The organism is Marseilla massiliensis (assembly GCF_023336985.1).
Lineage (GTDB): Bacteria > Bacteroidota > Bacteroidia > Bacteroidales > Bacteroidaceae > Prevotella > Prevotella intestinigallinarum.
Window position 1 is genome coordinate 1 of the sequence record NZ_JAMBLP010000035.1, and the last position, 25,971, is coordinate 25,971.

The window sequence follows — 25,971 nt, forward strand, 5'->3', positions numbered from 1 at the left end:
GGCCCGAAAGAGCACACAAGATGGTGGCAAAGATATAGAGGACACCTGCAAGGTTTATTGTATCGGTTAATTTTGAACAGCTATTTATTAATGTCTGTGCTTGCGGCCTTTGGGGCCGGGGCACAGGGTGAAACGTTCAGGAACCCGGTGGTGTGGGCCGATGTGCCCGACCCCGATGTGATACGTGTTGGCGATGATTTCTATCTCGTCAGCACCACCATGCACCTGATGCCGGGCGGGCCGGTGATGCGGTCGAAAGACCTTGTCGGTTGGGAAACGGTGTCTTATCTTTTCGACACGCTCAACGACACACCGAAATATGATATGGTTGGGGGCACTGTCTACGGGCGCGGGCAGTGGGCTACGTCGCTCCGCTACCACAACGGCACTTTCTATGCGTTGTTCTCGCCCAACGATGAGCCTTACCGCTCGTATGTCTACAAGACCGACGACCCGGCAAAGGGCTGGACGCTAAACTCGCGTCTGCCCCACTTCCACGACTCGTCGCTCTTCTTCGACGACGACGGCAGGGTTTACGTGTTCAGCGGACAGGGGCGGCTCAATGAGCTCACGCCCGACTTGAAGGGCCTTAGGCAGGGCGGTACAGACACCACCGTGATTCAGCGCGACGCCGAAGAGAACGGACTGTTGGAGGGCAGCCGCGTGATAAAGCACGCCGGAAAGTATTATCTGCTGATGATTTCGTGGCCCAAGGACAAGCCCCGCCGGCAGCTGTGCTACCGTGCCGACAAGATAACGGGGCCGTATGAGAAGAAGGTGATACTGGAAGACAACTTTGCAGGCTTCCCTTATGTGGGCCAGGGCACCATCGTCGACGATGCCCGTGGCAACTGGTACGGGTTCATCTTCCAAGACCGCGGGGCCGTAGGGCGTGTGCCCACGCTGATGCCCTGCCGCTGGGTTGACGGCTGGCCCATGCTGGGCGATGCCGACGGCCGTGTGCCGCTATGCATGGCCAAGCCTGTGCAGGGGTATCCTGATGTTCCGCTGGTGGTGAGCGACGGCTTCGACAGCGGCAGGTTGAAGATAAACTGGCAGTGGAATCACAACCCGGTTGCCGGGGCATGGTCGTTGACGGAAAGGCCGGGATGGCTCAGGCTGAAGACGAGCCGTGTGGCCGGCAGCATCTATACTGCGCCAAACACGGTATCGCAGCGCATGGAAGGGCCAATGTGCAGCGCATACATCGAGATGGACATATCGAACATGAAAGACGGCGACAGGGCCGGGCTGGCGGCCTTCAACGGCCATTCCGGGCTGATAGGCGTTGAGCGCGAAGGCAAGGCGGCGTGGCTTACGGTGAGGCACACGCTGGTGAACATGACCAGCAAGAAGCACAAGGTGACGGGCGTCGACGACCAAGAGGTGGCCCGCGTGAGGCTGAAGGGCAAAAGGGTGTTTCTGCGCATAGACGGCGACTTCAACCTCGGGCGCGACAAGGCCGTGTTCTATTATAGCACCGACGGCAGGCGCTGGACTTCCGTTGGCGGAGAGTTTACCATGAGGTTTGACTTCACCCGCCTGTTCATGGGCACCCGCTACGCCATATTCAACTATGCAACGAGGGCCGCGGGCGGATATGTTGACATAAACAAGTTTGTTTACCACAAGGCTGAAAACGACGGGGCGACCGACTTTGACGGTTGGCGCAGGGCCATGTCGGGCATGTGGTAATCGGGTGGCAAGCCACGGGTGGCATCGAGGCATGGCCCTGCCCGGCCTTTGGTTGAATGTGGCCACGGCGGCGTATGCCACCACCTGATTTTCTATTTATTGCATTCTACGCAGGTGACAGGAAACAGAGCACGATGCAGTCGGGCTCTTTCCTGTCACTTTTCTTTTGCTTCTTGTGCAATGGCTGCGTTTGTTGTAAATGTCCGTGTGCTTTATCCATGTCTGTGCACAGAGCCACACGACGTTTCCTTCCCGTTGGCGTGCCGGTTGGCATACTGCCTGGCCATGGGCTTTACGGGCTGGGTCGGAACGCTGCGCCAGGCAGCGCGCCGGCACAAAGAGGGCACCATCTGTTTGGATAAGCGCCGATGGCGGAGCATGCATTTGGCAGGATGCCCACCGTTTTCGCATTATGCCGTAAAGGCCTGTATGGGCTGGCAGGCCGCTCCGGCCGTGCTTTCACTGTTGTTTGCCTGCACCTTGGTTAACTGCCTGTATCATAGCGGATTGCAAAACGGGCTGTCCGGGCTTTCCAAACGGCCTGTATTGCAGCCTGAAACGGCCCGTATCGCGATGCAATGCGGCCTGTGTTGAAATGCCATGCGTCCTATGTGCCGGCGGGGTGGGGCCGTGGCGGTTTTTCATTGTCGGCATCCGGCTACTGTTTGATGCGGTTGTTTGTGCCAAGCCCAGTTTCACCCGCCGTGCCACGTGCGCAGGCTTGCGGGCCAGCCTTTGTCCGGGGCTTTATGCCGGAGGCTGTGAAGCCGGCCGGCACGATGAGCCGCGAAACCCCGAAACAGCCTCGTGGCATGATGCCCAGACATGGTTAAATTCTTTGTCTTGGCCGCTACAAATGTGAATTCTGTAATGATTTTATTGCAAAAATGGCTGAACTTTGCATTCAGCTTTGCCTGGCAACGGATTGGTCGGGCTTAACCTTAGGCTGCAGCATGGCGCTCGCGGGCTGCAAGTCAGGGCGCGGCCGGCATGGGCGGCATGGTGGCAAGGGGCAACCCGCTGCCTGTTGGCTTGTTGGCGTGCCGGCCGTGCAGTTCGGTGATGGCCGGGAGCGTATGGCAAAATGATAAATGCAACATACGGTATAGGCATGGTGGTGTGTAGGCTTTTGGCCGGGTGCTGTGGCAAGTCAGCCCCGGCTGTGGCCCGTGCCCTTGCCGCTGGCTTGCCTGTGGCAAGGGCCTGTGGCGTAACATGGGGCGGGGCCGGTTGCGGCCCATGCCGCCTGATGATGGTCAGATAAACGTAAGACTGTAAATAATGGAACAATCAGCAAAACAGAATTCTCGTATCGAGATGGTTGACGCGCTGCGTGGGTTTGCCGTCATGGCCATAATCATGGTTCATAATCTCGAGCATTTCATCTTTCCCGTATATCCCGAGAGTGGCCCCGCTTGGCTCGATGCTCTCGATAGCGGGGTGTTCAGTGTGGTGTTTTCGCTTTTTGCGGGCAAGGCCTATGCCATTTTCGCCCTCCTGTTCGGTTTCACCTTCTATCTGCAAAGCAACAATGCAAGGAGGCGGGGGCTCGACTTTGGCTACCGCTTCCTGTGGCGCCTGTGCTGTTGGCCGGTTTCGCCACGCTCAACGCCACCTTCTTCCCGGCCGGCGATGTGCTCCTGCTCTTTGCCGTTGTGGGCATAGTGCTTTTCGTTGTGCGCAACTGGAGCGACCGCGGCGTGCTCGTGGCAGCGGTGTTCTTCCTGCTTCAGCCTGTGGAGTGGGGGCATTATGTGGCTTGGCTCATCGATTCGGCCCACCGCCTGCCCGACCTCGGGGTCGACGCCATGTATGCCGCGGTGGCAGAAGTGACCAAGACCGGCGACTTTGCCAGTTTCATTGCCACCAACATCGGGCTTGGCCAGAAAGCCAGTCTGCTGTGGGCTGTCAATGCGGGGCGCTTCAGCCAGACCGCAGGTTTGTTCCTGCTGGGCTTCTACTTGGGCCGCAAGCAGATGTTTGCAGCCACCGACACCAACCTGAGGCGCTGGGTCGGGCTGCTCGTGGTGTCGGCGCTGGCCTTCGCCCCGCTGTATTCGTTGCGCGACTTGGCCATGGGCGGTGAGCCGATGGTGCGGCAAACCGTGGGCACGGCGTTTGACATGTGGCAGAAACTGGCTTTCGCCTTTGTGCTTGTGGCTTCGTTTGCCATACTCTTCCGCAACCGTGGGTTTGCCCGGGCCGTTGGCTGCCTGCGTTATTACGGCCGGATGAGCCTCACCAACTATATCAGCCAGTCGGTTGTAGGGGCAGCCCTTTACTTCCCTTTCGGACTGTATCTGGCCCCCCATTGCGGCTATGCGCTCAGCCTTCTTGTGGGCATCGTGGTGTTTGTGGCCCAGGTGTGGGTGTGCAAGTGGTGGCTGTCGGCCCACAGGCAGGGGCCTCTTGAGGGCTTGTGGCACAGGTGGACGTGGCTCGGCGGCGACGACGGGCGCAGTCAGGCGCGTTAGGCAGCCGCGGCGGCAGGTGGTTATGCAAATCAAAAGGCGGACAGGTCATCCTGTCCGCCTTTTGATTTGTGTGTTGAGTTTGGTTGCCTACTCCTTGTCGGCAATGGCCTGCATGATGAGGCCTTCAAGCTCTTCGCATAGCTCGGGGTTGTCTTTGAGCAGTGCCTTTGTGGCATCGCGGCCCTGGGCCAGCTTGGATCCGTTGTAAGAAAACCAGCTGCCGCTCTTCTGTATGATGCCGTACTCAACGCCAAGGTCTACTATCTCGCCAATCTTTGATATGCCCTCGCCGAACGTAATCTCAAATTCTGCCTTGCGGAACGGGGGCGCCACCTTGTTCTTCACCACCTTTACGCGCACCTGGTTGCCTATGATGGTGTCGCCGTCCTTTATGCTTGTCACCTTGCGGATGTCGAGACGCACACTCGCGTAGAACTTCAGGGCATTGCCGCCGGTGGTGGTCTCGGGGTTGCCGAACATCACGCCGATTTTCTCTCTCAGCTGGTTGATGAAGATGCACGTAGTGTTGGTCTTGCTGATGGTGCTTGTCAGCTTGCGCAGGGCCTGGCTCATGAGCCTGGCCTGGAGCCCCACCACGTTGTCGCCCATGTCGCCTTCAATCTCTTTCTTTGGCGTCAGGGCGGCCACAGAGTCGACCACGAGTATGTCGACGGCCGACGAGCGTATCAGCTGGTCGGCAATCTCGAGTGCCTGCTCGCCGTTGTCGGGCTGCGATATCCACAGGTTGTTGACGTCAACTCCGAGCTTCTCGGCGTAGAAACGGTCGAAGGCGTGCTCTGCATCGATGAAGGCGGCTATGCCGCCAGCCTTTTGGGCCTCGGCGATGGCGTGGATGGCCAGTGTGGTTTTGCCCGACGACTCGGGGCCGTATATCTCTATTATCCTTCCGCGGGGATATCCGCCAACGCCGAGGGCGGCGTTGAGGCCTATGCTGCCTGTGGGTATCACCTCCACATTGTCTATCTGTTCGTCGCCAAGCTTCATTATCGAGCCTTTGCCGAAGTCTTTCTCTATCTTTGCCATGGCGGCCTGGAGGGCTTTCAGCTTGTCCTCGATGGCCGACTGGTTAGATGTTGGTTCTTTTTCTTTTGCCATTATAATTATGACTTATTGTGTTGTTGTTAACTGTATGTAGCGTTGTGATTGCGCGGTGGATTGCCTTGCCGCTGGTTGCAGCCATGCCATGCCCGTTCCGCATGCCCGTGGTCATGCGGCTGGCGTTTGGCGCGCGTGCAGCCCCGGGCCGCATGCCGGCCACCGCCCGAAGTCACAGCTCGAGGTCGCCGCCGAACACTTCGTGCCACGGCAGGCCCTGCTTGCCCAGCTGCTCCATGAACGGATCCGGGTCGAACTCCTCGACGTTCCACACGCCGGGCTTGCGCCACAGGCCCTTGAGAAACATCATTGCGCCAATCATTGCCGGCACGCCGGTGGTGTAGCTCACGCCCTGCATGCCCGTCTCGTTGTAGGCTTCCTGGTGCTTGCAGTTGTTGTATATATAATAGGTGAGCTCCTTTCCGTCTTTCATTCCGCGTATGCGGCAGCCTATGCTCGTCTCGCCGTCGTAGTTGGCGCCGAGGTCCTGCGGGTTGGGCAGCACGGCCTTGAGGAACTGCAGCGGCACGATGTTCACCTTTACCGTCTTGCCCGAGCCGTCGGCCAGCGGTGCTTCGTATTCCACTTCGTCTATGCGCGACATGCCAATGTTCTGTATCACGTCGAGATATGTGAGGTATTGCTGCCCGAAGGTCATCCAGAAGCGGGCCTGCTTTATGGTCGGATAGTTCTTTACAAGGCTCTCCAGCTCCTCGTGGTGCATCAGGTAGCTCTCGCGCGGGCCAATGTTCGGGTAGGTCAGCGGCTTGTGTACGGCCAGCGGTTCGGTCTCAATCCATTGCCCGTCTTTGTAGTACAGGCCCTTCTGTGTTATCTCGCGGATGTTTATCTCGGGGTTGAAGTTGGTGGCGAATGCCTTGTGGTGGTTGCCGGCATTGCAGTCGACGATGTCCAGATACTGTATCTCGTCGAAGTGGTGCTTGGCTGCGTATGCCGTGAATATGCCGCTCACGCCCGGGTCGAAGCCGCATCCGAGAATGGCGGTGAGGCCAGCCTGCTCGAAGCGCTCCTTGTAAGCCCACTGCCATGAATACTCGAAGTGGGCCTTGTCGCGCGGCTCGTAGTTGGCCGTGTCGAGGTAGTTGCATCCGCAGGCGAGGCATGCCTCCATGATGGTCAGGTCTTGGTAGGGCAGTGCAAGGTTGACCACGATGTCTGGTTTGTAGCTGTTCATGAGCGCCTTGAGCTGCTCCACGTCGTCGGCATCCACCTGTGCCGTCTTGATGGCGGGGTTGCCGATGGCCTCGACAATCCTGTCACACTTTTCTTTCCTCCGGCTTGCAATCATGAAGTCGGTAAACACATCGGCATTCTGTGCTATCTTGAATGCCGCAACGGTGGCGACGCCGCCGGCGCCAATCATTAATACTTTTCCCATAGTTGTTGTTATGATTGTTTTCTTGTTGTCTTTCGTTTGTGTTCAGCAGTTGTTCAGTTCGTCGGCCCTTATGCCCAGGGCGTTCATGAGCGAGTATCCGAGTATCTCTTGGCGGAAGTTTCCGCCGGCCATGGGCTCCATGGCGAACACCGTGATGCGCTTCTCGCCGTCGGCATGGCGCAGGGCGTTGCGCACGCTGTCGTAGTATTCCTCGGCGTTGGGGATAAGCATGACGCGCCTGACGCCGCCCGCCGTGGCCAGTATGCCGGCCGATTCGGCAAACAGGTCGGCCACTTTTTCAGGGCCGTCGGCCTCTACCGAGCTTATGAGAAACTCGCCCAGGTGGTCGCCGAAGGCCTTGCCGTCGAGCTCGGAGGCATAGTTGCCCGGGGTGAAGTTGTCCATCGCGGCCTTCGCGCGGTCGTGGACAAACACCACCTGAACGCTGTTGGCTCCTTCGCGCAGCCCTCCGTCGAGGGCTATGCAGTCTATCCACCGGGCTGTATCGGCCTTGGGAATGCGGCGTCCTATCATCCGCTCGAAATTGACAATGAGGTTGAAGGCCACCTTGTCGGCGTAGTCGCCGTCGACAAGTATAACGTTCTCGCTCCAGCTTGGTTGGTTTGTGTCGAAGTTCATAGTGCAAATTTACGATATTTCTGCATATTGGCCAAACAAATCTTTTCCTGTTTTTGTGTAATTATGAATATGGTGCACATGTAATAAGGCAAAAGCAGGAAAAGCAAAGCTTTGCTGATGTGGGGTGGGGCGTTGTGTATGGCGTTTCCGGCATGGTGTGATTGGTTGTTGGGGCTGCCGTCGGCGATGTGTGCCGAGGCAGTGGCGGCCTATGCCCCGTTGCGGTATTGCTTTGGCGTCAGGCCGGTGTGGCGCTTGAAAAACTTTGTGAACACAGCCTGGTAGGAGAACGACATTGCCGCCACTATGTCTTTCATGGACAGCGACGAGTCTGCCAACAGGTACTTGATTTCGGCAACCACGGCCGAGCTTACGGTGGCCGAGGCCGGCTTGCCGGTCAGTTCGAACACCACGCGGCCGAGGTATTGGGGCGTGATGCAAAGCTTTGAGGCATAGAACTCCACGCTGTGGTGGCAGCGGGCGTTGCTCTTCAGCAGTTCCATGAGCGACTTGAAGATGTGCAGCTTGCGGCTCGACACGCATGCCTGCCACTGCCCCGGGCACACCAGGCGGGCAAAGTGGTTGGATATTTCCATGAACAGTGCTGCCGACCTGCATGTTATCAGCGCGTCGCGGTGTATGTTGTCACAGTCGTAAATGGTGCGCTCAAGGCTGCCGAAGGCGTCGGCCAGCATCATGGCCGCACGGGCTTCAATCAGTGTAACGTGGTTGCGGCGCTGGTATTCGAGGTATTCCGGCTCGAACGGGAACCTGTTTCGGAACACGTGCTTGACAAACCTTTCGGTGGTGAGGAGCACATATCCGTCGGCGTCGGCACTGGCGTCAACCATCTCAACGCTGTCGAGGCACCCCACAGTGTCTACGTAGCAGTGAGGCGTCACCACGTGTTCGCGGTCGCCAATGCGCATGGTCACCATGCCGCGCGTCATCAACATCACGAAGTGTATGTCCACTTTGCGTTGCCCGGCCGCCCTTATCGACTCCATGGTGGGGTGCCACATCAGTGCCCCGAGGTCGGTGTGGCAGTCGGCTTTGTCTGTCTTTGCAAATTCGTTGAGCGTCATATATGTTGTTTTTGTGCGCTCCGGCGATGCGGTTTTGGCCGCGTCGGGCCCGGAGCGGTTGTTTCCTTGGCAAAGGTATGCAATGTTTCAGAATCGTCAAACATTGTCCAGTTAAAAACAAAGAACTAATCTTTTGATTATAAAACGGCAATTTTTGTTTCATTTTGGATATAGACGAAGAGCTTCACTTTCCATATCTTTGCCTCCGATTAATGTTTTATAGCTTTTCTGATTATGTGTAAGAAACCACCAAGACTGCCATTGCCGGCATGCGTTTGCGCCTGTTTCCTGTTGCTGGCGCAGTCGTGCAAGGAGAAAAAACAGGAGACGTCTTCGGGTGGTTACAAGACCCTTGTGGTAAGCCCCGGGCGGTGTGTGATGGAAAAAGAGTACAGTGCCACGCTCAAGGGCGTGCAGAGCGTTGAGGTGCGCCCGCAGGTTAGCGGTACGATAACCGAGATGCGGGTAGGCGAGGGCGAGCGCGTCAGGCGCGGCGAGGTGATGTTTGTCATCGACCAGGCGCCATATCGAGCCGCCCTTCAGACCGCCGAGGCTGCCGTGGCCAGTGCCGTCGCCGCCGAGGCCAATGCCCGCCTGACGCTCAAGAGCAAGGAGCAGCTGCACGCCGAGGGCGTGGTGAGCGACTTCGACGTGGCCCAGGCCCGCAACGACCTTGCCTCGGCCGAGGCTGCCCGCGACGAAGCCAAGGCCGCACTTGCATCGGCCCGCAACGACTTGTCGTACACAGAGGTGAAGAGTCCTGTCGACGGTGTTACCGGGATGATGCCTTATCGTGTCGGGGCGCTTGTCAGTTCGTCGGTAGATGAGCCGCTCACGGTGGTGTCGGACAACAGCCGCGTGTATGCCTATTTCTCTGTGACAGAGGCCGAGATGCAGCGCCTCATTGCCGACCACGGCTCGCTCGAGCGGGCCATGTCCACGCTGCCCAAGGTCGGGCTGCGCATGAGCGACGGCACGGAATATGATGGGCAGGGCACCGTCGATGCCATCAGCGGCAACGTGGACTCTGAAACGGGGTCGGTGACGCTGCGTGCCACGTTTGCCAACCCGTCGACCCTGCTGCGCAACGGCGGCAGCGGCACGCTGGTGGTGCCGTTCGAGCGTGACAGCGCTATAGTCATACCGCAGGAGGCAACCTACGAGATACAGGACAAGAAGTTTGTATACCGCGTTGTCGACGGCAAGGCCAAGTCGACCGAGGTGGCCGTCGAGCCACTCAACGACGGCAAGGACTATGTGGTCACGGCCGGGCTGAAGGCCGGCGACGTGATAGTTGCCGAGGGCGCCGGGCTGCTCAGCAACGGTGTGCAGATAACGGCAAAGAACTGACGCGGCTGCCACAACAGGCACCAGAACAACACAAAACTAACAACACATAATGCCTATGAACGTAAAGATGTTTGTTAAACGGCCCATCCTCTCGGGTGCAATATCGGTGCTCATCGTGCTGGTGGGCATCATCGGACTGGCCAACCTGCCCATGGAACAGTATCCCGACATTGCCCCGTCAACCATCATGGTGAGCGCCACATATACAGGAGCGAGTGCCGAGACAGTGCTCAACAGCGTCGTCACGCCGCTCGAGGATGCCATAAACGGCGTGGAGGACATGACGTACATGACGTCGCAGTCGACCAACAGCGGCTCTGCCACAATAACGGTTTACTTCAAGCAGGGCACCGACCCCGACATGGCAACCATCAATGTGAAGAATCGCGTGAGCGAAGCCGAGGGAAACCTGTCTGCCGAAGTGACCAAGGTGGGAGTGACGGTGCAGAAACGGCAGAGCGGATTCCTCAAGATACTGACGCTCTACAGTCCGGACGACCGCTACGACCAGAACTTCATAACCAACTATTTCAAGATTAACATCGAGCCGAAGCTGCTGCGTGTCAATGGCGTTGGCAACGTAATGGCCATGGGCGAGGACTATGCCATGCGCATTTGGCTCAATCCGCGCAAGATGGCGGCCTACGCGCTGGAGCCGAGCGATGTCATTGCGGCGCTCGACGCGCAGAACGTCGAGGCGGCCACGGGCACGCTTGGCGAAGACTCGGAGAACGTTTTCCAGTACACCCTGAAGTATAGGGGAAGGTACCAGAGCGCCGAAGAGTTTGGCAACATAGTAATCAAGGCCGGCGAGGAAGGCGAGATGCTGCGCCTGCGCGACGTGGCCGACGTGGAGCTGGGCTCGCAGACGTACACCTATGCCAACGCCGTCAACGGCCACAACGGCACGACCGCCATGGTGGCACAGACGGCCGGGAGCAACGCCCGCATGATAAACCTCGAGATAGACGAGCTGTGCGAGGAGATAGAGAAGGACTTGCCCGAGGGCCTTGTGCTCGACAAGCTGATGGACACCAACGAGTTTCTTGACGCATCGGTAAACGAAGTGGTGAAGACTCTGGCCGAGACCATATTGCTGGTGATTGTCGTTGTCTACGTGTTTCTGCAGAGTGTGCGCTCCACCGTCATCCCCACGGTGTCTATCATTGTGTCGCTCATCGGCACGTTCGCGTTCATGTACGTGGCAGGGTTCAGACTCAACTTGCTCACGCTCTTCGCCCTCGTGCTCGTCATAGGCACGGTTGTCGACGATGCCATCGTAGTGGTTGAGGCCGTGCAGGCCCAGTTTGACAATGGCGTGCGGTCGCCATACGTGGCCACCAACCGCGCCATGGACGGCATATCGGCAGCCATTGTCACCACTTCGCTCGTGTTTATGTCGGTGTTCATACCCACTTCGTTCATGGGCGGCACCAGCGGCACCTACTACAAGGAGTTCGGGCTTACCATGGCTGCGGCCGTGGGCATATCTGCCATCAACGCCCTTACGCTGTGCCCGGCGCTGTGCGCCATGCTCATGACGCCCCACGGCAATGGCGACGGGGTGGGGCGGATGTCGTTCTCCACCCGTTTCCACAGGGCTTTCGACGCCTCGTTCCGCACTTTCGTGCTGCGTTACAAGGGTGGGCTGAGGCTCTTTTTCCGCCGGAAGTGGGTGGCGTGGGCCATGCTCGGGCTGGCCGTGGCCGGTGTGGCCGTGCTCATGAATGTGACGAAGACGGGCCTCATACCCGACGAAGACACGGGAACGATATTCGTAAACGTGACGACGCCGGCGGGAAGCACGCTCGCACAGACGCAGAAGACGATGAAAGAGGTGGCCGACTCAATAAGTTCAATTGGCGAGATTGAGGGATTTTCAAACGTGGCGGGCTACAGCATGCTCGGAGGGCAGTCGGCTTCGGGAGGCATGATTATCGTCAAGCTGAAGAACTGGAGCCAGCGCCGGGGCGACGAACACGACATCAACGCCGTCATCGGCAAGATTACGGCAAAGACGGCCGGCATAAAGAGCGGCTCAGTGTTTGCCTTCGCGCAGCCCACCATAATGGGTTACGGCACCAGCAACGGCTTCGAGCTGTACGTGCAAGACCGCAAGGGCGGCTCCGTTGACGAGCTTATGGAACACACCACGGCCTTCATTGCCGCGCTGAACAAGCGTCCCGAGGTGCAGATGGCCTACACCACGTTTGACACAAAGTTTCCGCAGTACCTCGTCGAGGTCGACGCGGCCAAGTGTGAGCGTGCGGGGATAACGCCTACGGCGGTGCTCGACGTGCTCAACGGATACATAGGCGGAAACTATGCGAGCAACTTCAACGAGTTTTCCAAGCTCTACCGTGTCATCATACAGGCCGACAGCCGTTACAGGCTGGATGGCGAGACGCTCGACAACATGTTTGTGCGCACCGGGTCGGGGGCCATGGCGCCCGTGGGCCAGTTCATCACTCTCACCAAGGTGTATGGCGCAGAGCTGCTAACACGCTTCAACCTGTATACGGCAGTGGCCGTCAACGGACTGCCGGCCGACGGCTACAGCACGGGCGACTGCATCAGGGCTGTCGAGGAGGTGGCCTCCGCCACGCTGCCCACAGGCTACGGCTACGAGTATTCGGGCATGACTCGCGAGGATGCGGGCTCGTCGGGCAACACCATTGTCATCTTTGCCATCTGCCTGGTCTTCGTCTATGTCATCCTCTGCGCGCTCTACGAGAGCCTCTTCATACCGCTGGCCGTCATGCTGTCGGTGCCGTTCGGGCTGCTCGGCTCGTTTCTCTTTGCCCTGGCCTTTGGCCTTGAGAACAACATATACATGCAGGTGGGCCTGATAATGCTCATCGGGCTGCTGGCCAAGACGGCCATACTGCTCACCGAGTATGCCTCTGAGCGCAGGCGCGAGGGCATGACTATCGCCGCGGCGGCCATGTCGGCGGCCGGAGCGCGCCTCAGGCCCATTCTCATGACGGCCCTGGCCATGGTGATAGGCATGCTGCCGCTGGCCATGTCGAGCGGGGCGGGAGCCAACGGTAACGTGTCGCTGAGCATGGGAGTGATAGGCGGGCTGACGGTCGGCATAGCGTGCCTGCTGTTTGTGGTGCCTGCGTTCTTCATAGCGTTTCAGGCAATGCAGGAGCGGCTTATGCCCGCAAGGAATTTCAATGAAGAAACTAACGTGGAGGTAAAACTATGAGATGGATTGATGTAATGGCTGCCGCCGTGGCCGCCGCCACGCTTTCTGCGTGCGGTATATATGGCAGATATGAGCGCCCCGACACAGGCCTTGGCACACTGTTGCGCAGCGAGTTGGCCGCCGACAGCACGGCGTCGGTGGGCGAGATGGGGTGGCGTGAGGTGTTCACCGACACATTGCTGCAGGCGCTCATAGCCGAGGGGCTGGCCAACAATGCCGACCTGGCCACGGCGCGGCTGAAGACCGTTGAGGCCTCGGCCACGCTCGCGGCCGCCAGGAAAGCCCTGCTGCCGTCGGCCAGCCTCGCGGCCACCGGCACGCTGAGCAGCCATGACGGGGCAAATGCGCAGCAAACCTACAGCGTGGGGCCGGAGGTGAGCTGGGAGGTCGACATTTTCGGGAAGCTGACCAACGAGAAGCGTATACAGGCGGCAACGCTCGAAGAGAGCATGGCCTATGAGCAGGCGGTGCAGACGGAGCTCGTGGCCACGATAGCCTGCGACTACTACATGCTGCTGATGTATGACGGGCAGGCCGGGATAACGCGGCAGACCATACGGAGCTGGGATGAATACATAGCCACGCAGCAGTCGCTGATGAGGGCCGGGCAGGCCAGCCGGGCCGACGTGAGCCAGGCCGAGGCCAGCAAGCTGGCTGCCGAGGCCACGCTCGAGTCGCTGTTGCAGCAGGCCTTCGAGCTTGAAAACTCGCTGTCGGCACTGGTCGGGCGAGCCCCGGGGCCCATAGCCCGGAGCGACATCGACTCGCAGCGCCTGCCCGATGCGCTGGCCGGAGGTGTCGACATTGCCACGCTGGCCGCCAGGCCCGACGTGAGACAGGCCGAGGCCCGGCTGAAACAGGCTTTCTATTCTACCAACAAGGCGCGCGCCGATTTTTATCCCACTGTGACGCTCAGCGGCAGTGCGGGCTGGACCAACAGCGGCGGGGCGGCCATTGCCAACCCCGGAGCGTGGCTGCTGCAGGCTGTTGGCTCGCTGGTTCAGCCGCTGTTCAGCCGGGGCCGGCTCAAGGCCGGCCTGCAGGTGGCCAAGGCCCAGCAGGAGGAAGCCGTCGTTGCGTTTCGCCAAAGCCTGCTCGACGCGGGCACCGAGGTGAACAATGCCATGGCGGCCTGGCAGACGCTGAACCGCAAGGTTGAGCTGCAGGAGCGGCAGATTGGCGCCTTGCGCCAGGCCGTGAGCGACACCGAGGCCACCATGAGGCACGGTTCGGCCAACTACCTGCAGGTGGTCGTGGCGCGGCAGTCGCTGCTCCAGGCCCAGCTCGACGCCCTGGCCGACCGCTACTCGCGCATGGAGAGCGTGGTGACGCTGTACAAGGCTCTTGGCGGCGGCTGCCGGTAGGGGCGCGTGTGGCAGGTGTATGGCGGCCCTTTTACCGCGAAACAGGCCGATGCCTTTCTTTGCCTTGAATGATCGATGCCGTGGAACTCTTTTCATTTATTTTCATAACCAGCTCCCTGCACCGCGGTTGGCGAACCGCCGGTGCAGGGTTTTGGGTTGCCGGGCGGCGGCGTTGATTGCCGCCGGGCCGCGCTCCGGCCGGGCGTGGGGTGGTGTGGCTGCCCGTCGGGGCCGGTGATTATGGCAGCCTGTCACTGTGGCTTCGGCTCTGCCGGCATCGCCCTCTGCCAGTCAGCCGTGCTTGTCTGCGCGGCCATGGCTTGCCGGCATAGCCCGGGGGTGGCCGCCGGCATTTTCCAAAACCTGCCGTATTGGCTTGCCAAACGGCCTGTCCGGCCTCGCAAAACGGCCCGTATCGCAAGCCAATACGGGCCGTTTTGCTGCGGGCGAGGCGCCGCGGCGCATTTGTTGCAGGCACAGATGGCGTCCACTGACCGTCTCGGCGGCTGTAATCCGTTGGGCGTCTGGCGGTTGCGAAGTCGGCTTGCCGGCCCGCAACAGGCCCCGGGGGCGCGCCCGTCCGGGCGGAGGCTGCGAGCCAATGTAGCGCGGCTGTTGGCGCCACGGTTGCTGTTGCGGCTGCGTTCGGCCCACGGCATGCCTGCCGCAACCGTGGCAGGCATGGGCCGGCAGGGCGGGCGGCAAACCGCCTGGTTGATTTGAATCAACCGTAAAATCAATACTTTCAGCCTAAAAATCAAATAACTATGTTTAAGTAAACCAATAAGTCGTATTTTTGCAACAGTTAATATTTAATACAGATTTAAACATGAATAGTATATTGGACGGTCGGTCTGCTTTGAAGAAGGAGATTGACAAGATAGCTGAGGTTGCCGGTTATCTCTGGCAAAACGGTTGGGCTGAGCGTAACGGAGGCAATATCACTGTAAACATTACCGAACTTGTTGACGACGAGATACGCCGTATGCCGGCTATAAGCGAAGTGAAGCAGATTGGCGTTACGCTGCCTGCGCTCAAGGGATGCTACTTCTATTGCAAGGGCACAGGCAAGCGCATGCGCGACCTTGCGCGCTGGCCTATGGACAACGGAAGCGTGATACGCATTCTCGACGACTGCGCAAGCTATGTCATCATAGCCGACAATGCCGTGATGCCAACCAGCGAACTGCCCTCCCATCTTACGGTTCATAACCACCTGATTGAGTCGGGTTCAGCATACAAAGCCACTGTCCACACACACCCGATAGAGCTCGTTGCCATGAGCCACAACAAGAAATTCCTGGGCAAGGACGTGCTTACGCGCATACTGTGGAGCATGATTCCCGAGACCAAGGCTTTCTGCCCGCTGGGCCTGGGCGTGGTGCCCTACCAGCTGCCCGGCTCCAACGACCTGGCCGACGCCACGCTGAAGGAGCTCGAAGACTACGACGTGGTGCTGTGGGAGAAGCACGGCGTGTTTGCCAAGGGCCTCGACGTGATGGACGCTTTCGACCAGATTGACGTGCTCTCAAAGAGCGCCAAGATTTACATCGACGCCAAGTGCATGGGCTTCGAGCCCGACGGCATGACCGACGAGCAGATGGCCGAGATGACAAGGGCGTTCAACCTGCCTAAATAAGCAAACAACTACTGACTACATATTAAATTCGTTATTACTTACTTTTTATAGCTAACAGAGTCCCGTGACTGTGAAGTTACGGGGCTCTTTTTGTTTTTGCAATGCCCGTCGGGGTGATTGCCGCCGGCGCGCGTGAGTAGTGTCACACCCTGTCGAGGGCCTGGCTGATGTCGCCTATTATGTCGTCTATGTGCTCAGTGCCCACCGACAGCCTCACTGTGGCCTGCGTTATGTGTTGCCCGGCCAGCTCTTCGGCCGTCAGCTGCGAGTGGGTTGTCGTGGCGGGGTGGATGGCCAGGCTCTTCATGTCGGCCACGTTGGCCAGCAGCGAGAATATTTTCAGCGAGTCGATGAACCGCCATGCCTCTTCGCGCCCGCCCTTTATCTCAAACGTGAATATGCTTCCGCCGCCGTTGGGGAAGTACCGCTTGTAAAGCTGATGGCCGGGGTGCGACGCCAGCGAGGGGTGGTTGACGCGCCCAACCTTCGGATGCCGGCTCAGAAACTCAGCCACCCTGATGGCGTTGGCCACGTGGCGCTCCACCCGGAGCGACAGAGTCTCGAGCCCTTGCAGCAGCAGGAAGGCGTTGAAAGGCGACAGGCAGGCCCCCGTGTCGCGCAGCAAGACAGCCCGTATGCGCGTTGCAAAGGCCGCCTTGCCGGCCACGTCGGCAAACACCGCGCCGTGGTAGCTCGGTTCGGGCAGCGCCAGCGAGGGGTAACGGCTGGCGTTGGCGGCCCAGTCGAAGCTGCCGCCGTCTACTATTATCCCGCCGAGCGTGGTGCCATGGCCGCCTATGAACTTGGTGGCCGAGTGCACCACGATGTCGGCCCCGTGCTCCAGGGGCCTTAACAGGTATGGCGTTGCAAAGGTGTTGTCTACAATCAGCGGCACGCCATGGCTGTGGGCAACGGCGGCAACGCCCTCAATGTCGGTCACTTCCGAGTTTGGGTTGCCCAGCGTCTCGGCAAATACAGCCTTCGTCTCAGGCCTGATGGCAGCGCAGAGGGCGGCCGAGTCGTTGACGTCTACGGCCGTGTGGCCAATGCCCATCGCCTCCAGCGTGTGGGCAATGAGGTTGAACGTGCCCCCGTAAAGGTTGCGGGCAATCACCAGGTGGTCGCCCGGCAACAGTATGTTCTGCAGCGAATAGGTCACCGCCGCGGCTCCCGAGGCCACCGCAAGTGCCGCCACGCCGCCTTCGAGTGCCGCCATGCGCTCTTCAAGCACCCGCTGTGTGTCGTTGGTAAGGCGCCCGTAGATGTTGCCCGGGGCGCGGAGGGCGAAGCGGTCGGCCGCATGGCGGCAGTCGTCGAACACGTATGAGGCTGTCTGGTAGATTGGCACAGCGCGCGAACCTGTGGTGGCGTCGGCCTGTTCCTGCCCAGCGTGCAGCTGGAGCGTCTCGAAGTGCAAGTCTGTCTGTTTCATTCTGTTCTGCTTTGATGGTTTTGTCTGTGCAAAGTTAGTTATTTGGAATAAATCAGCAAAGAGCTTGCTGAAATACGGAAAATATCACTATATTTGCCCTTTCAAACAGAACATTTGCGCAGCAAGCCCATGGGGCTGATGCCATTGGCAGAATTTTATTCTTTGATCATGGACACATTAGACAAGACCGACTTGCAGATTCTGCGCACATTGCAGCAGAACGCCCGCCTGACCACCAAGGAGCTGGCAGCCCGCGTAAACCTTTCGCCCACCCCGGTGTTTGAGCGCCAGAAGCGACTCGAGGCCAAAGGGTATATCCGCAAATACATCGCTGTGCTCGACGCCGACAAGCTCGGGCGTGGCTTCGTGGTGTTCTGCCACGTCAAGATGAGCCGCCTGAACCGTGAGATTGCCCGCGACTTTGCCCGCGTCATACGCGATACGCCCCAGGTGACCGAGTGTTACAACATCTCGGGCAGCTTCGACTACCTGCTTAAGATACATGCCACAGACATGGAGTGCTACCGGGAGTTTGTGCTCAACGTGCTCGGCACCATCGAGCACATGGCCTCGCTGGAAAGCGTTTTCGTGATGGACGAGGTGAAGCACGACTATGGCGTCAGTATCTGACCGGCAGCGCTGCCGCTCGTACGTAAAGACCCCTCCCGGCGTTTGGGTTGCAAACGTCTGGAGGGGCTTGGAATAGTATAGGTTGTTGGGGCCGATGCCGTTGGCCTGCGGGGCTTTGTTGGCATCGGACTATGGCTGCCGCCATGCGGCGACGGCGCCCGCCGCCTAAATCAGTTGCGGCAGGAATGATGATATGATTAGCACGATGATGCCTACGATGAGCACGGCGATGGTCTTCTGCGAGCATCCTTTCCACTCCTTGAGTATGATGCCCCACACGTTGCTGAACACCACGTTGAGGGCCATGAGGATGCAGAACGAGAGCGTCATGAGCGTGGGCGACTCGGTGAGGAAGCCCTTTCCGAGCGACAGTCCGAAGAACTGGCTGTACCACAAAGCCCCGGCCAGGGCGCAAAACAGAAGGTTGTTGCCCCAGACGCCGGCTTTCCTGTAGTCGCCCCACGTCTTGTTCTTGCTGTTCTGGTAGAAACAGTAGATGGCGTTGGTGACGAAACCGCCGAGCGTTACGAGCATCGTTGCCGGCAGGGTCTTGTAGATGTCGGGCGTGAGGTCGCCGAAGTTGATGCCTTTGCCGAACTCCAGGCCCACGTTGAAGCATCCGCTCATGAATCCGGCGAGCAGCGCAATGGCGAGCCCTTTGGGGAAGTTGAAGTCCTTTACCGCGGCCTTTTTCTCCTCTTCAGAGAGTGACGAGGCTTTCATCGAGCCTGCCACGCCTATGATGGCGATGCCGGCCAGCGTCACCACCACGCCGAGTATAACCGAGAAGGTGAGCGAGCTCAGGGCATTGAGTTCGGGGAAGAACATGTTGAGAAGCACCGGGCCCATGATTGTTCCCAGCCCGGCGCAAGTGCCGAGGGCTATCGACTGGCCGAGGGCCACGCCGAGGTAGCGCATAGAGAGGCCGAAGGTGAGGCCGCCAACACCCCATAGCACTCCGAAGAGGATGGTCATCCATATATTGAACGAGGCCTCGGCCGTGAACAGTTCAAACAGGCTGTGGCCTGCCGGAACGGCCAGTAGGGCGCCCAGCAGAGGCAGCACGAGCCATGCAAACACACCCTGTATGATCCAGTAACTCTCCCAACTCCAGTCTTTTATCTTGTTTATCGGCACGTAGCAGCTCGACTGGCAGAATGCGCCTACGGCTATGATGAGCAGTCCTATGATGATGTCCATTGTTTGCTAAGATATGAAAAAGCCCCTCTCCGTCTCTCCCCTGTGGGGAGAGTGCATGGCTGCCGCGTCGCCGGGCGGGCGGCAGCTTCTCCCCACGGGGGAGACAGGAGAGGGGCTTCTGTGTTCTTACACTATGTGTTATGCACGCTTAGAGGTGACCTCGGCCTCGTATTTCTCGACGTCGGCGATGAATTCTTCGCCCACGGGAACGTTGTTGCGCAGGCAGAACTCATCGTAGACAGCCTGCCAAGGCATGGCCTTCTCTTCCTCGAGCAGTGCCAGGCGCTCGAAGCCCTTGCCCTCGGCCTCATACTTGCGCAGTGTTGCCAGAGGCTCGAGCAGAGCGCGGAGCATGCACTTCTGGGCGGCGCGGCTGCCGATGACGTAGGCACCGATGCGGTTGATTGACGCGTCGAAGTAGTCGAGGCCGTAGTGAACGCGGTCGAGGGCGCCTGCGCGCACAATCTCCTGGAACAGGTCCAGCGTCGGGTCGTCCATGATAGTGACGTGGTCTGAGTCCCAGCGTATCGGGCGGCTCACGTGGAGCATCAGCTCAGGAACGTAGAGGAGCATGGCCGAAACCTTGTCGGCAACGCTCTCCGTCGGGTGGAAGTGACCCGTGTCGAGGGTGATGAGCTTGTTGTTCTGGGCTGCGTAGGCTGTGTAGAAGTCGTTGGAGCCGACGGTGAAGCTCTCGAGTCCGATGCCGAACACCTTCGACTCGATGCAGTCTTTCATGTTGTCATACTTGGTGGCGAATATCTTGTCGAGCGAGTCTTTGAGCAGGCTGCGGTACAGATACTTGTTGACGGTCTGGTCCTTGCTGCCGTCATGCACCCACAGGTTCATGATACAGGGGTCGCCCTGGGCCTTGCCCATGGCCTCGGATATCTCGCGGCAACGCTTGGTGTGCTCAATCCAGAAGTTGCGTATGCCCTCGTCGGGGTTGGCCAGCGACAGGTTTCCGCTCTTGGGGTGAGAGAACGACGTTGAGTTGAAGTCGAGCTTCATGTTGTTTTCCTTAGCCCACTCAATCCAACTCTCAAAGTATTCGGGTGTAACCTCGTCGCGGTCGACAACCTTCCCTTTGAAGTCGCCGTAGATTTCGTGCAGGTTCAGGCGGTGTGTGCCGGGGATGTATGACTTGGCCTTGACGATGTCGGCGCGCAGTTCGTCGATGTTGCGTGCTGCTCCGGGGTAGTTGCCGGTGGCCTGAATGCCTCCGGTCAGTTCTCCGGCCTGCACTTCGAATCCCTTCACGTCGTCAGCCTGCCAGCAGTGGAGGCTGAGGTGGAAGTCTTGCATCTGCTCCAACACTTTCTCTGTGTCTACACCCATGGCTGCATAGCGCTCTTTGGCTATCTCGTAAGCCTTCTGTACTAATTCTGATTTCATTTCGCTTTAGGTTTGGTTTTGTTTATTTTGTTGTTTGTTTAATGTCATGCCTGTTTGCTTTCCACTATTTTCAGGAAGCGTTCGTAGGCGTTGTCCCACTGGTCTTTGTCTGTCGGCTCAAAGCGCTTTAGCTCTATGCTTGCCGCGATGATGCGCCTCATGTCCCATATGTCGCCCACGTCGCCCGAGGCCTTGGCCTGCAGCATGATGTTGCCGATGGCCGTTCCTTCTTGCGGGCCGGCCAGCACCTCGATGCCGAGCGAGTTGGCCGTGAACTGGTTGAGGTATGAGTTGAGCGACCCTCCGCCTATTATGTGGAGCACTTCGATGGGGAACGACGCCATCTCGCGCAGGTAGTTGAACACCTGGCGGTAGCGCAGGGCAAGCGACTCGAATATGCAGCGGCATATCTCGGCGTAGCCTTCGGGCACGTGCTGGCCTGTCTGGCGGCAGTAGTCCTTGATGGCTTCCACCATCGAGGCGGGGTTGGCGAACATCGGGTCGTCGGGGTTGATGATGCTCTGGAAGGCGGGTTGCTCCATGGCGGCTGCTATGAGCTCGGTGTGCGACTTCGGTGCGTCGGTCCATTCCTTGCGGCAGCGCTCGTAGAGCCACATCCCGCAGATGTTCTTCAAGAAGCGTGTGGTGCCGTCGATGCCGCCCTCGTTGGTGAAGTTGCGCTCATAGCTGAGGTCGTTGATGATGGCGTTGCGGGTCTCGATGCCCATCAGGCTCCACGTGCCGCTGCTCAGGTAGGCGAATTTCTCGTCCTTGGCGGGCACTGCAGCCACGGCGCTTCCCGTGTCGTGGCCGGCCACGGCAATCACCGGTATGGCTCCCAGGCCGGTGAGCTGCTGCACCTCTTTGGTGAGCACGCCTATCTCGGTGGCCGGGTTGACCATGCGCCCGAAGTTGTCGCGCGACAGGCCCACGCTCGCGAGCAGCTGCTCGTCGAGCTGCTTTGTGCGCGGGTCGAGCATCTGGCTTGTCGAGGCTATGGTGTATTCGCACACCATCTTGCCCGTTAGCATGTAGCTGAGGGCGTCGGGAACGAAGAGTATCTTTTCGGCTCCGGCCAGTGCCGAGTCGTTGTTCTTGCGCATGGCGTACAGTTGGAAGAGCGAGTTGAAGTTCATGAACTGTATGCCGGTGATGTCGTAAACCTTGGCTTTGTCTATGGCACGCTCGAAGTAGTCTTCCATCATGCCGAACGTGTGGGGGTCGCGGTAAGAGAGCGGGTTGCGTAGCAGGGCGCCGTCTTTGCCCACGCAAACGAAGTCGACGCCCCATGTGTCGATGCCGATGGAGCGGATGGGCAGCTCGCGCTGTGCGGCGAGCTTGAGCCCTTTGATTATTTCGAAGTAAAGGGCATAGATGTCCCAGTAGAAGTGGCCTCCGGTCTCTATGAGATTGTTGTCGAAACGAGTGAGTTCTTCAAGTTCAATCTTCCCTCCGGTCAGGGTTCCGATGATTGTCCTGCCGCTTGTTGCACCCAAGTCGACAGCAAAGAAATACTTTTTGTCTTCCATTATTTGTTATTTGGCAGTGGTTGTATTGAAAATTCTACGATTGCAAAGTTAGCGAATATCTCGTAAAAATTGGCATGGTAAAATGATTTTCTTGCTGAAAGTTTTGACAAGCCGAGGCCGGTTGCCATACACTGCGGGGGCGTGTGCGGCATCTGTTTTTGTAAAATAATGTTCACGTCGGTGCCGCGTTGGCCAACAACTTGTGTCTCAGTGCATTGCAATGCGGGCCGTTTGGCTTGTCAAAACCGGTCGTTTTGTCTCACGAAACGGGCCGTATGGCTTGGTCGCATGGGCCGTTTTTGGGCATTGCCTGCCGCTGGTGCCGGGCCGCACGGGTGTATGTCAATAAATAATGTCGGGCAGTGGCCGCTCCCGTGGCGGGCGCCGGCTCGCTTAGTGATGCCTTCCGCGAGGTGTAGGCGCGCTGTTACGGCATGCTTGGGTGGCTGTCTCTGAAAACGATTACGCATTTGTTTTTGACATATCGAGATTACAAATAGAATATTATTGCTAACTTTGCGGCGGAAAAAATCAAACTAATAAATAAGTACCTAAAATGACAACATTGACTATTGCTATTGTGGTGGTTTTCGTGTTTGGCTACTTGTGCATAGCCCTCGAGAGCTTCACCAAGGTTAACAAGGCAGCGGTGGCGCTGCTGATGTTTGTGGCTTGCTGGACGTTATTCATGGTCGACCCCGGCAGTTACGTGTCGGGGGCGGTGGGCGAGAATGTCGCTTCGGCCGTCAGCGAGGTGATGGAGCGCCACCTTGGCAGCACTGCCACCACGCTGTTTTTCCTGATGGGTGCAATGACCATCGTTGAGGTGGTCGACCAGAATGGGGGATTCAACTTCGTCAGGGGCATCATCGCCTCCAAGAGCAAGCGGGCGCTGCTGTGGCGCATTGCTTTCATCACGTTCTTCCTTTCGGCCATTCTCGACAACATGACCACTGCCATAGTGATGGTAATGATACTGCGCAAGCTGGTGGCCGACCACAGCGACCGCATCATCTACGCCTCGCTTGTAATCATTGCCGCCAACGCGGGCGGTGCATTCTCGCCCATTGGCGACGTTACGACCATAATGCTGTGGAACAAGAGCCTGATAACGGCCGGCGGAGTGATAAAGGAACTGTTCTTGCCGTCGGTGGTGTCGATGGTCGTGCCGGCCTATATTCTCTCGCTGTCGCTCAAGGGCGAGCTCTCGGCCGGCGGCATGGGCGAGTCTGTTGCCGTTCAGAGCGATTTCTCCGAGGGGCAGCGCAAGGCTGTGTTCTTCATCGGTGTGGGCGGCCTTATCTTTGTCCCGATATTCAAGTCTATAACCCACCTTCCTCCTTTTGTGGGCATCCTGCTTGTGCTCGGTGTGCTTTGGACGGTGACAGAGGTGTTTTACCGCAGGCTCGGCGACGGTGCCGACGAGAGCGCCCAGAAGCGTATTCTGCACATACTGTCGCGCATCGACATGGGCACTATACTTTTCTTCCTCGGCATACTCATGGCTGTGGCTTGCCTTGAGGTGATAGGTGTGCTGGCCATGGCGGGCGAGTGGCTCAACACAACGTTCGACGGCAACCACTATCTCGTGACCGGCATCATCGGCGTAATGTCGAGCATCATTGACAATGTGCCGCTTGTGGCCGGGTGCATGGGCATGTATCCCATGGCCGAGGTGGGCGACATGGCCCAGGACGGCATCTTCTGGCAGTTGCTGGCCTACTGTGCCGGTGTGGGCGGTTCGATGCTTATCATCGGCTCTGCTGCCGGGGTGGTGGTCATGGGCTTAGAGAAGATTACCTTCGTTTGGTATATGAAGCGCATCACGCTTGTGGCTTTCGCCGGCTATTTGGCAGGTATCGTGGCCTATTGGCTGGAGCGCACGTTCCTGTTCTGATGTATGTCGGCATGGCCCGGCGTTCTGCATGGTGAATGATTCCGGCCGGAAAGGGGTTTCGCCGTTTGGCTTTCCTCCCTTCCCGGCCTTTTTCTTGCCGCTTGTGGCCGGTTGGCCCGCAGTGTGAAAGGGGCGGCCGCACACTGATGCAACTCTGTGTGCGGCCGTTGTTTTTGTGCCTGTCGGGGTGCAGGCCATGCGTCGCTGGCCTGCGGTGGGGCCTACCCTGCCCGGTGGGGGCGGTGGCGGCGGCCACTGTCGCCATCGGCCGGTCGTGGCATTGTCGGCTGTGGCGTGCCGTGATTGTAAACTTGCTGTGGTGCGTTTGCCATCGTGCGGCCTGCAAGAAGGCAGGCTGCACGATGGCTGTGTTTCATGTCTCGTCATTCATGCCGTGCGCCGGTGTGTCCGGGCTCATGTCATTTGTGCGTGAAGGCACGGCATGGTTGCGACATGGTGATGTGAGGTTTGGTTTCTTGCCGGCTGGGTTGTGCAGCCTGCCTAACAGTCCGCCAAGGCGCGGCGGCGCGCGTTCGGGCCTTGGCTGGCGGCACGGCGCAGGCGTGTCATTCCTTCTGTCGGAAGTCGCTGGGCTTGCGGCCGGTCTTTATCTTGAATTTTGCCGAGAAGTAATCGGGTGAGTCGAAGTTGAGCCTGTAGGCTATTTCCTTTACGCTTAGGTTGGTAGTGCTGAGCAGTTCCTTGGCTCTTTGCAATTTCAAGTCCTGCTGGTAGGTTGCCGGGCTGAGCCCCGTGTACTCCTTGAACAGCTTCCTGAAGTTAGAGTAGCTGCACCCAAGCTCTTCTGCTATCTGCTGTATGGTGAGGCTGCTTTCCAAGGCTTCGCGTATGCGCAGGCGCGCTCTGTTGATCATGTTGACGTGGTTGCTGTTCTTTCCCAGCACAATGTTGCGTTCAAGCGCATACATCATGCCAATGAGATGGTTGACAATGCCGGCCAGCAACTGCTGTGCATGCGCTTCTTCCTTTGTGGCTGCATCGTAAGCCGACTTGTACAGCCTTACGATTTCGCTTGAAAAGCCAACGTGGTAGATGGGTTTCTCCCTGCTCAGGAAGCCGGCTTCCACTCGGTCGTCCATGTTTCTGCCGCTGAAGCCTATCCAATAGCTCTTCCAACCCACCTCGCGGCATGGGCTGTATGTGTGCCATTCGCCGGGGAAAAGCAGGAAGAGGTCGCCTTCCCTTATCTTTGTTGTGTTGAGGTGTGAACTGCAGAAGGTGCCTTCACCCTCCATGACGTAAAGCAGTTGGTACTCGTTGAGCGTGCGTCCCTTTTCAACATCGAAGTAATATCCGTCAGCATGGCCCTTCGTGGGGTATGGGTCGCCCGGGCCAATCTCTTCATATCCCACGGTGCTTATGGTGAGGCCCCATCGCAGGTCGTTTTCGTTGGCTACGAGATATTTGCTCTTTTGCATAATTGTTGAAGTCTTTCCGCCGGCCGGCAGTGCTTGGCCGTCATGCCAACAAGGCCGGCAGTATTGTGAGGTAGATCTGATTTGTAGATGGTCGTTGCCGTTTTCCCGTCAGTACGTCCGTGCCTACAAAGTTAATGGAAAGACGAAATATAACCAAAGGGAAGCCCTATAAATTAAGATTTATTTGTCTTCTTGATGGTAAATTCAAACCTCAGCCCGCCTTCAATGTTGTTGGCTGCCGATATTGTTCCGCCGTGCAGGATGACCGCGTTTTTCACTATTGCCAGCCCAAGTCCCGTTCCCCCGAGCTTGCGGCTGCGCCCTTTGTCCACCCGGTAGAACCGCTCGAACAGGCGCCCCAGGTGCTCGTATGGCACGCCCACGCCGTTGTCGCTGAACGTGAAGTGCCATCTGTCCATGTCTGCGCGCGCTGTCAGCGTTATGGTGGTGCCTTCGCCGGCATACGAAGTGGCTCTT

The 25,971-nt window shown here is 58.5% G+C and carries 17 protein-coding genes and 1 pseudogene; 8 read left to right on the plus strand and 10 right to left on the minus strand.

The window, feature by feature from the left end; genetic code table 11:
- Positions 1 to 90 precede the first annotated feature (90 nt).
- The gene (locus M3089_RS14655) at positions 91 to 1,695 is read left to right on the plus strand and encodes a glycoside hydrolase family 43 protein (protein WP_249084938.1); all 1,605 of its coding nucleotides are present in this window, start codon (positions 91 to 93) and stop codon (positions 1,693 to 1,695) included.
- 1,281 nt (positions 1,696 to 2,976) lie between these two features.
- Positions 2,977 to 4,169, plus strand: a pseudogene (locus tag M3089_RS14660) (DUF418 domain-containing protein).
- Positions 4,170 to 4,256: 87 nt separating this feature from the next.
- Here M3089_RS14660 and recA read toward each other — a convergent pair.
- The 4 genes from recA to M3089_RS14680 all read right to left on the minus strand — a co-directional run bounded on the left by recA (position 4,257) and on the right by M3089_RS14680 (position 8,408).
- Entirely contained in the window at positions 4,257 to 5,285 is a 1,029-nt protein-coding gene (gene recA, locus M3089_RS14665) for a recombinase RecA (RefSeq protein WP_205108414.1), read from the minus strand.
- Positions 5,286 to 5,457: 172 nt separating this feature from the next.
- The gene (locus M3089_RS14670) at positions 5,458 to 6,684 is read right to left on the minus strand and encodes a saccharopine dehydrogenase family protein (RefSeq protein WP_249084940.1); all 1,227 of its coding nucleotides are present in this window, start codon (positions 6,682 to 6,684) and stop codon (positions 5,458 to 5,460) included.
- Between the two features lie 42 nt (positions 6,685 to 6,726).
- Positions 6,727 to 7,323: a DUF6621 family protein gene (locus M3089_RS14675; protein ID WP_249084942.1), complete on the minus strand. Its 597-nt coding sequence runs from the start codon at positions 7,321 to 7,323 to the stop codon at positions 6,727 to 6,729.
- A gap of 209 nt (positions 7,324 to 7,532) precedes the next feature.
- On the minus strand, positions 7,533 to 8,408 hold the full coding sequence (locus M3089_RS14680) for a helix-turn-helix domain-containing protein (RefSeq protein ID WP_249084943.1): 876 nt from the start codon (positions 8,406 to 8,408) through the stop codon (positions 7,533 to 7,535).
- A 234-nt stretch (positions 8,409 to 8,642) separates the two neighbouring features.
- Here M3089_RS14680 and M3089_RS14685 point away from each other — a divergent pair, with 234 nt between their 5' ends.
- The 4 genes from M3089_RS14685 to rhaD all read left to right on the plus strand — a co-directional run bounded on the left by M3089_RS14685 (position 8,643) and on the right by rhaD (position 15,972).
- Entirely contained in the window at positions 8,643 to 9,758 is a 1,116-nt protein-coding gene (locus M3089_RS14685) for an efflux RND transporter periplasmic adaptor subunit (RefSeq protein WP_249084945.1), read from the plus strand.
- 55 nt (positions 9,759 to 9,813) lie between these two features.
- Positions 9,814 to 12,969, plus strand: coding sequence for an efflux RND transporter permease subunit (locus M3089_RS14690; RefSeq protein WP_249084946.1), 3,156 nt, complete (start codon positions 9,814 to 9,816; stop codon positions 12,967 to 12,969).
- A complete protein-coding gene (locus M3089_RS14695; RefSeq protein ID WP_249084949.1) occupies positions 12,966 to 14,333 on the plus strand; it encodes an efflux transporter outer membrane subunit in 1,368 nt (455 codons plus the stop codon). The genes M3089_RS14690 and M3089_RS14695 overlap by 4 nt, the downstream gene beginning before the upstream one ends.
- A gap of 829 nt (positions 14,334 to 15,162) precedes the next feature.
- Positions 15,163 to 15,972 (plus strand): rhamnulose-1-phosphate aldolase, encoded by an 810-nt coding sequence (rhaD, locus tag M3089_RS14700; RefSeq protein WP_205108402.1) that lies wholly within the window; start codon positions 15,163 to 15,165, stop codon positions 15,970 to 15,972.
- Positions 15,973 to 16,114: 142 nt separating this feature from the next.
- Here rhaD and M3089_RS14705 read toward each other — a convergent pair whose 3' ends face one another.
- Complete coding sequence (locus M3089_RS14705) at positions 16,115 to 17,404, minus strand: O-acetylhomoserine aminocarboxypropyltransferase/cysteine synthase family protein (protein ID WP_249084951.1); 1,290 nt, start codon at positions 17,402 to 17,404, stop codon at positions 16,115 to 16,117.
- Between the two features lie 168 nt (positions 17,405 to 17,572).
- Here M3089_RS14705 and M3089_RS14710 point away from each other — a divergent pair, with 168 nt between their 5' ends.
- Positions 17,573 to 18,034, plus strand: coding sequence for an Lrp/AsnC family transcriptional regulator (locus M3089_RS14710; protein WP_205108398.1), 462 nt, complete (start codon positions 17,573 to 17,575; stop codon positions 18,032 to 18,034).
- Positions 18,035 to 18,199: 165 nt separating this feature from the next.
- Here M3089_RS14710 and rhaT read toward each other — a convergent pair whose 3' ends face one another.
- From rhaT to M3089_RS14725, 3 genes are all read right to left on the minus strand, one after another.
- The gene (gene rhaT / locus M3089_RS14715; RefSeq protein WP_205108396.1) at positions 18,200 to 19,234 is read right to left on the minus strand and encodes an L-rhamnose/proton symporter RhaT; all 1,035 of its coding nucleotides are present in this window, start codon (positions 19,232 to 19,234) and stop codon (positions 18,200 to 18,202) included.
- A 138-nt stretch (positions 19,235 to 19,372) separates the two neighbouring features.
- A complete protein-coding gene (locus M3089_RS14720) occupies positions 19,373 to 20,629 on the minus strand; it encodes an L-rhamnose isomerase (RefSeq protein WP_205108394.1) in 1,257 nt (418 codons plus the stop codon).
- Between the two features lie 44 nt (positions 20,630 to 20,673).
- Positions 20,674 to 22,158 carry a rhamnulokinase gene (locus M3089_RS14725; protein WP_249084954.1) on the minus strand — a complete coding sequence of 495 codons (1,485 nt, stop codon included), beginning with the start codon at positions 22,156 to 22,158 and terminating at the stop codon, positions 20,674 to 20,676.
- Between the two features lie 556 nt (positions 22,159 to 22,714).
- On the opposite strand from M3089_RS14725, the gene nhaD reads away from it, so the two are divergent.
- Entirely contained in the window at positions 22,715 to 24,055 is a 1,341-nt protein-coding gene (gene nhaD / locus M3089_RS14730) for a sodium:proton antiporter NhaD (protein ID WP_249084956.1), read from the plus strand.
- A gap of 566 nt (positions 24,056 to 24,621) precedes the next feature.
- Here the strand turns inward: nhaD and M3089_RS14735 are convergent.
- Positions 24,622 to 25,494 (minus strand): AraC family transcriptional regulator, encoded by an 873-nt coding sequence (locus tag M3089_RS14735; protein WP_249084958.1) that lies wholly within the window; start codon positions 25,492 to 25,494, stop codon positions 24,622 to 24,624.
- Positions 25,495 to 25,667: 173 nt separating this feature from the next.
- A partial coding sequence (locus tag M3089_RS14740) for a sensor histidine kinase (protein WP_249084959.1) occupies positions 25,668 to 25,971 on the minus strand: 304 nt, incomplete at its 5' end.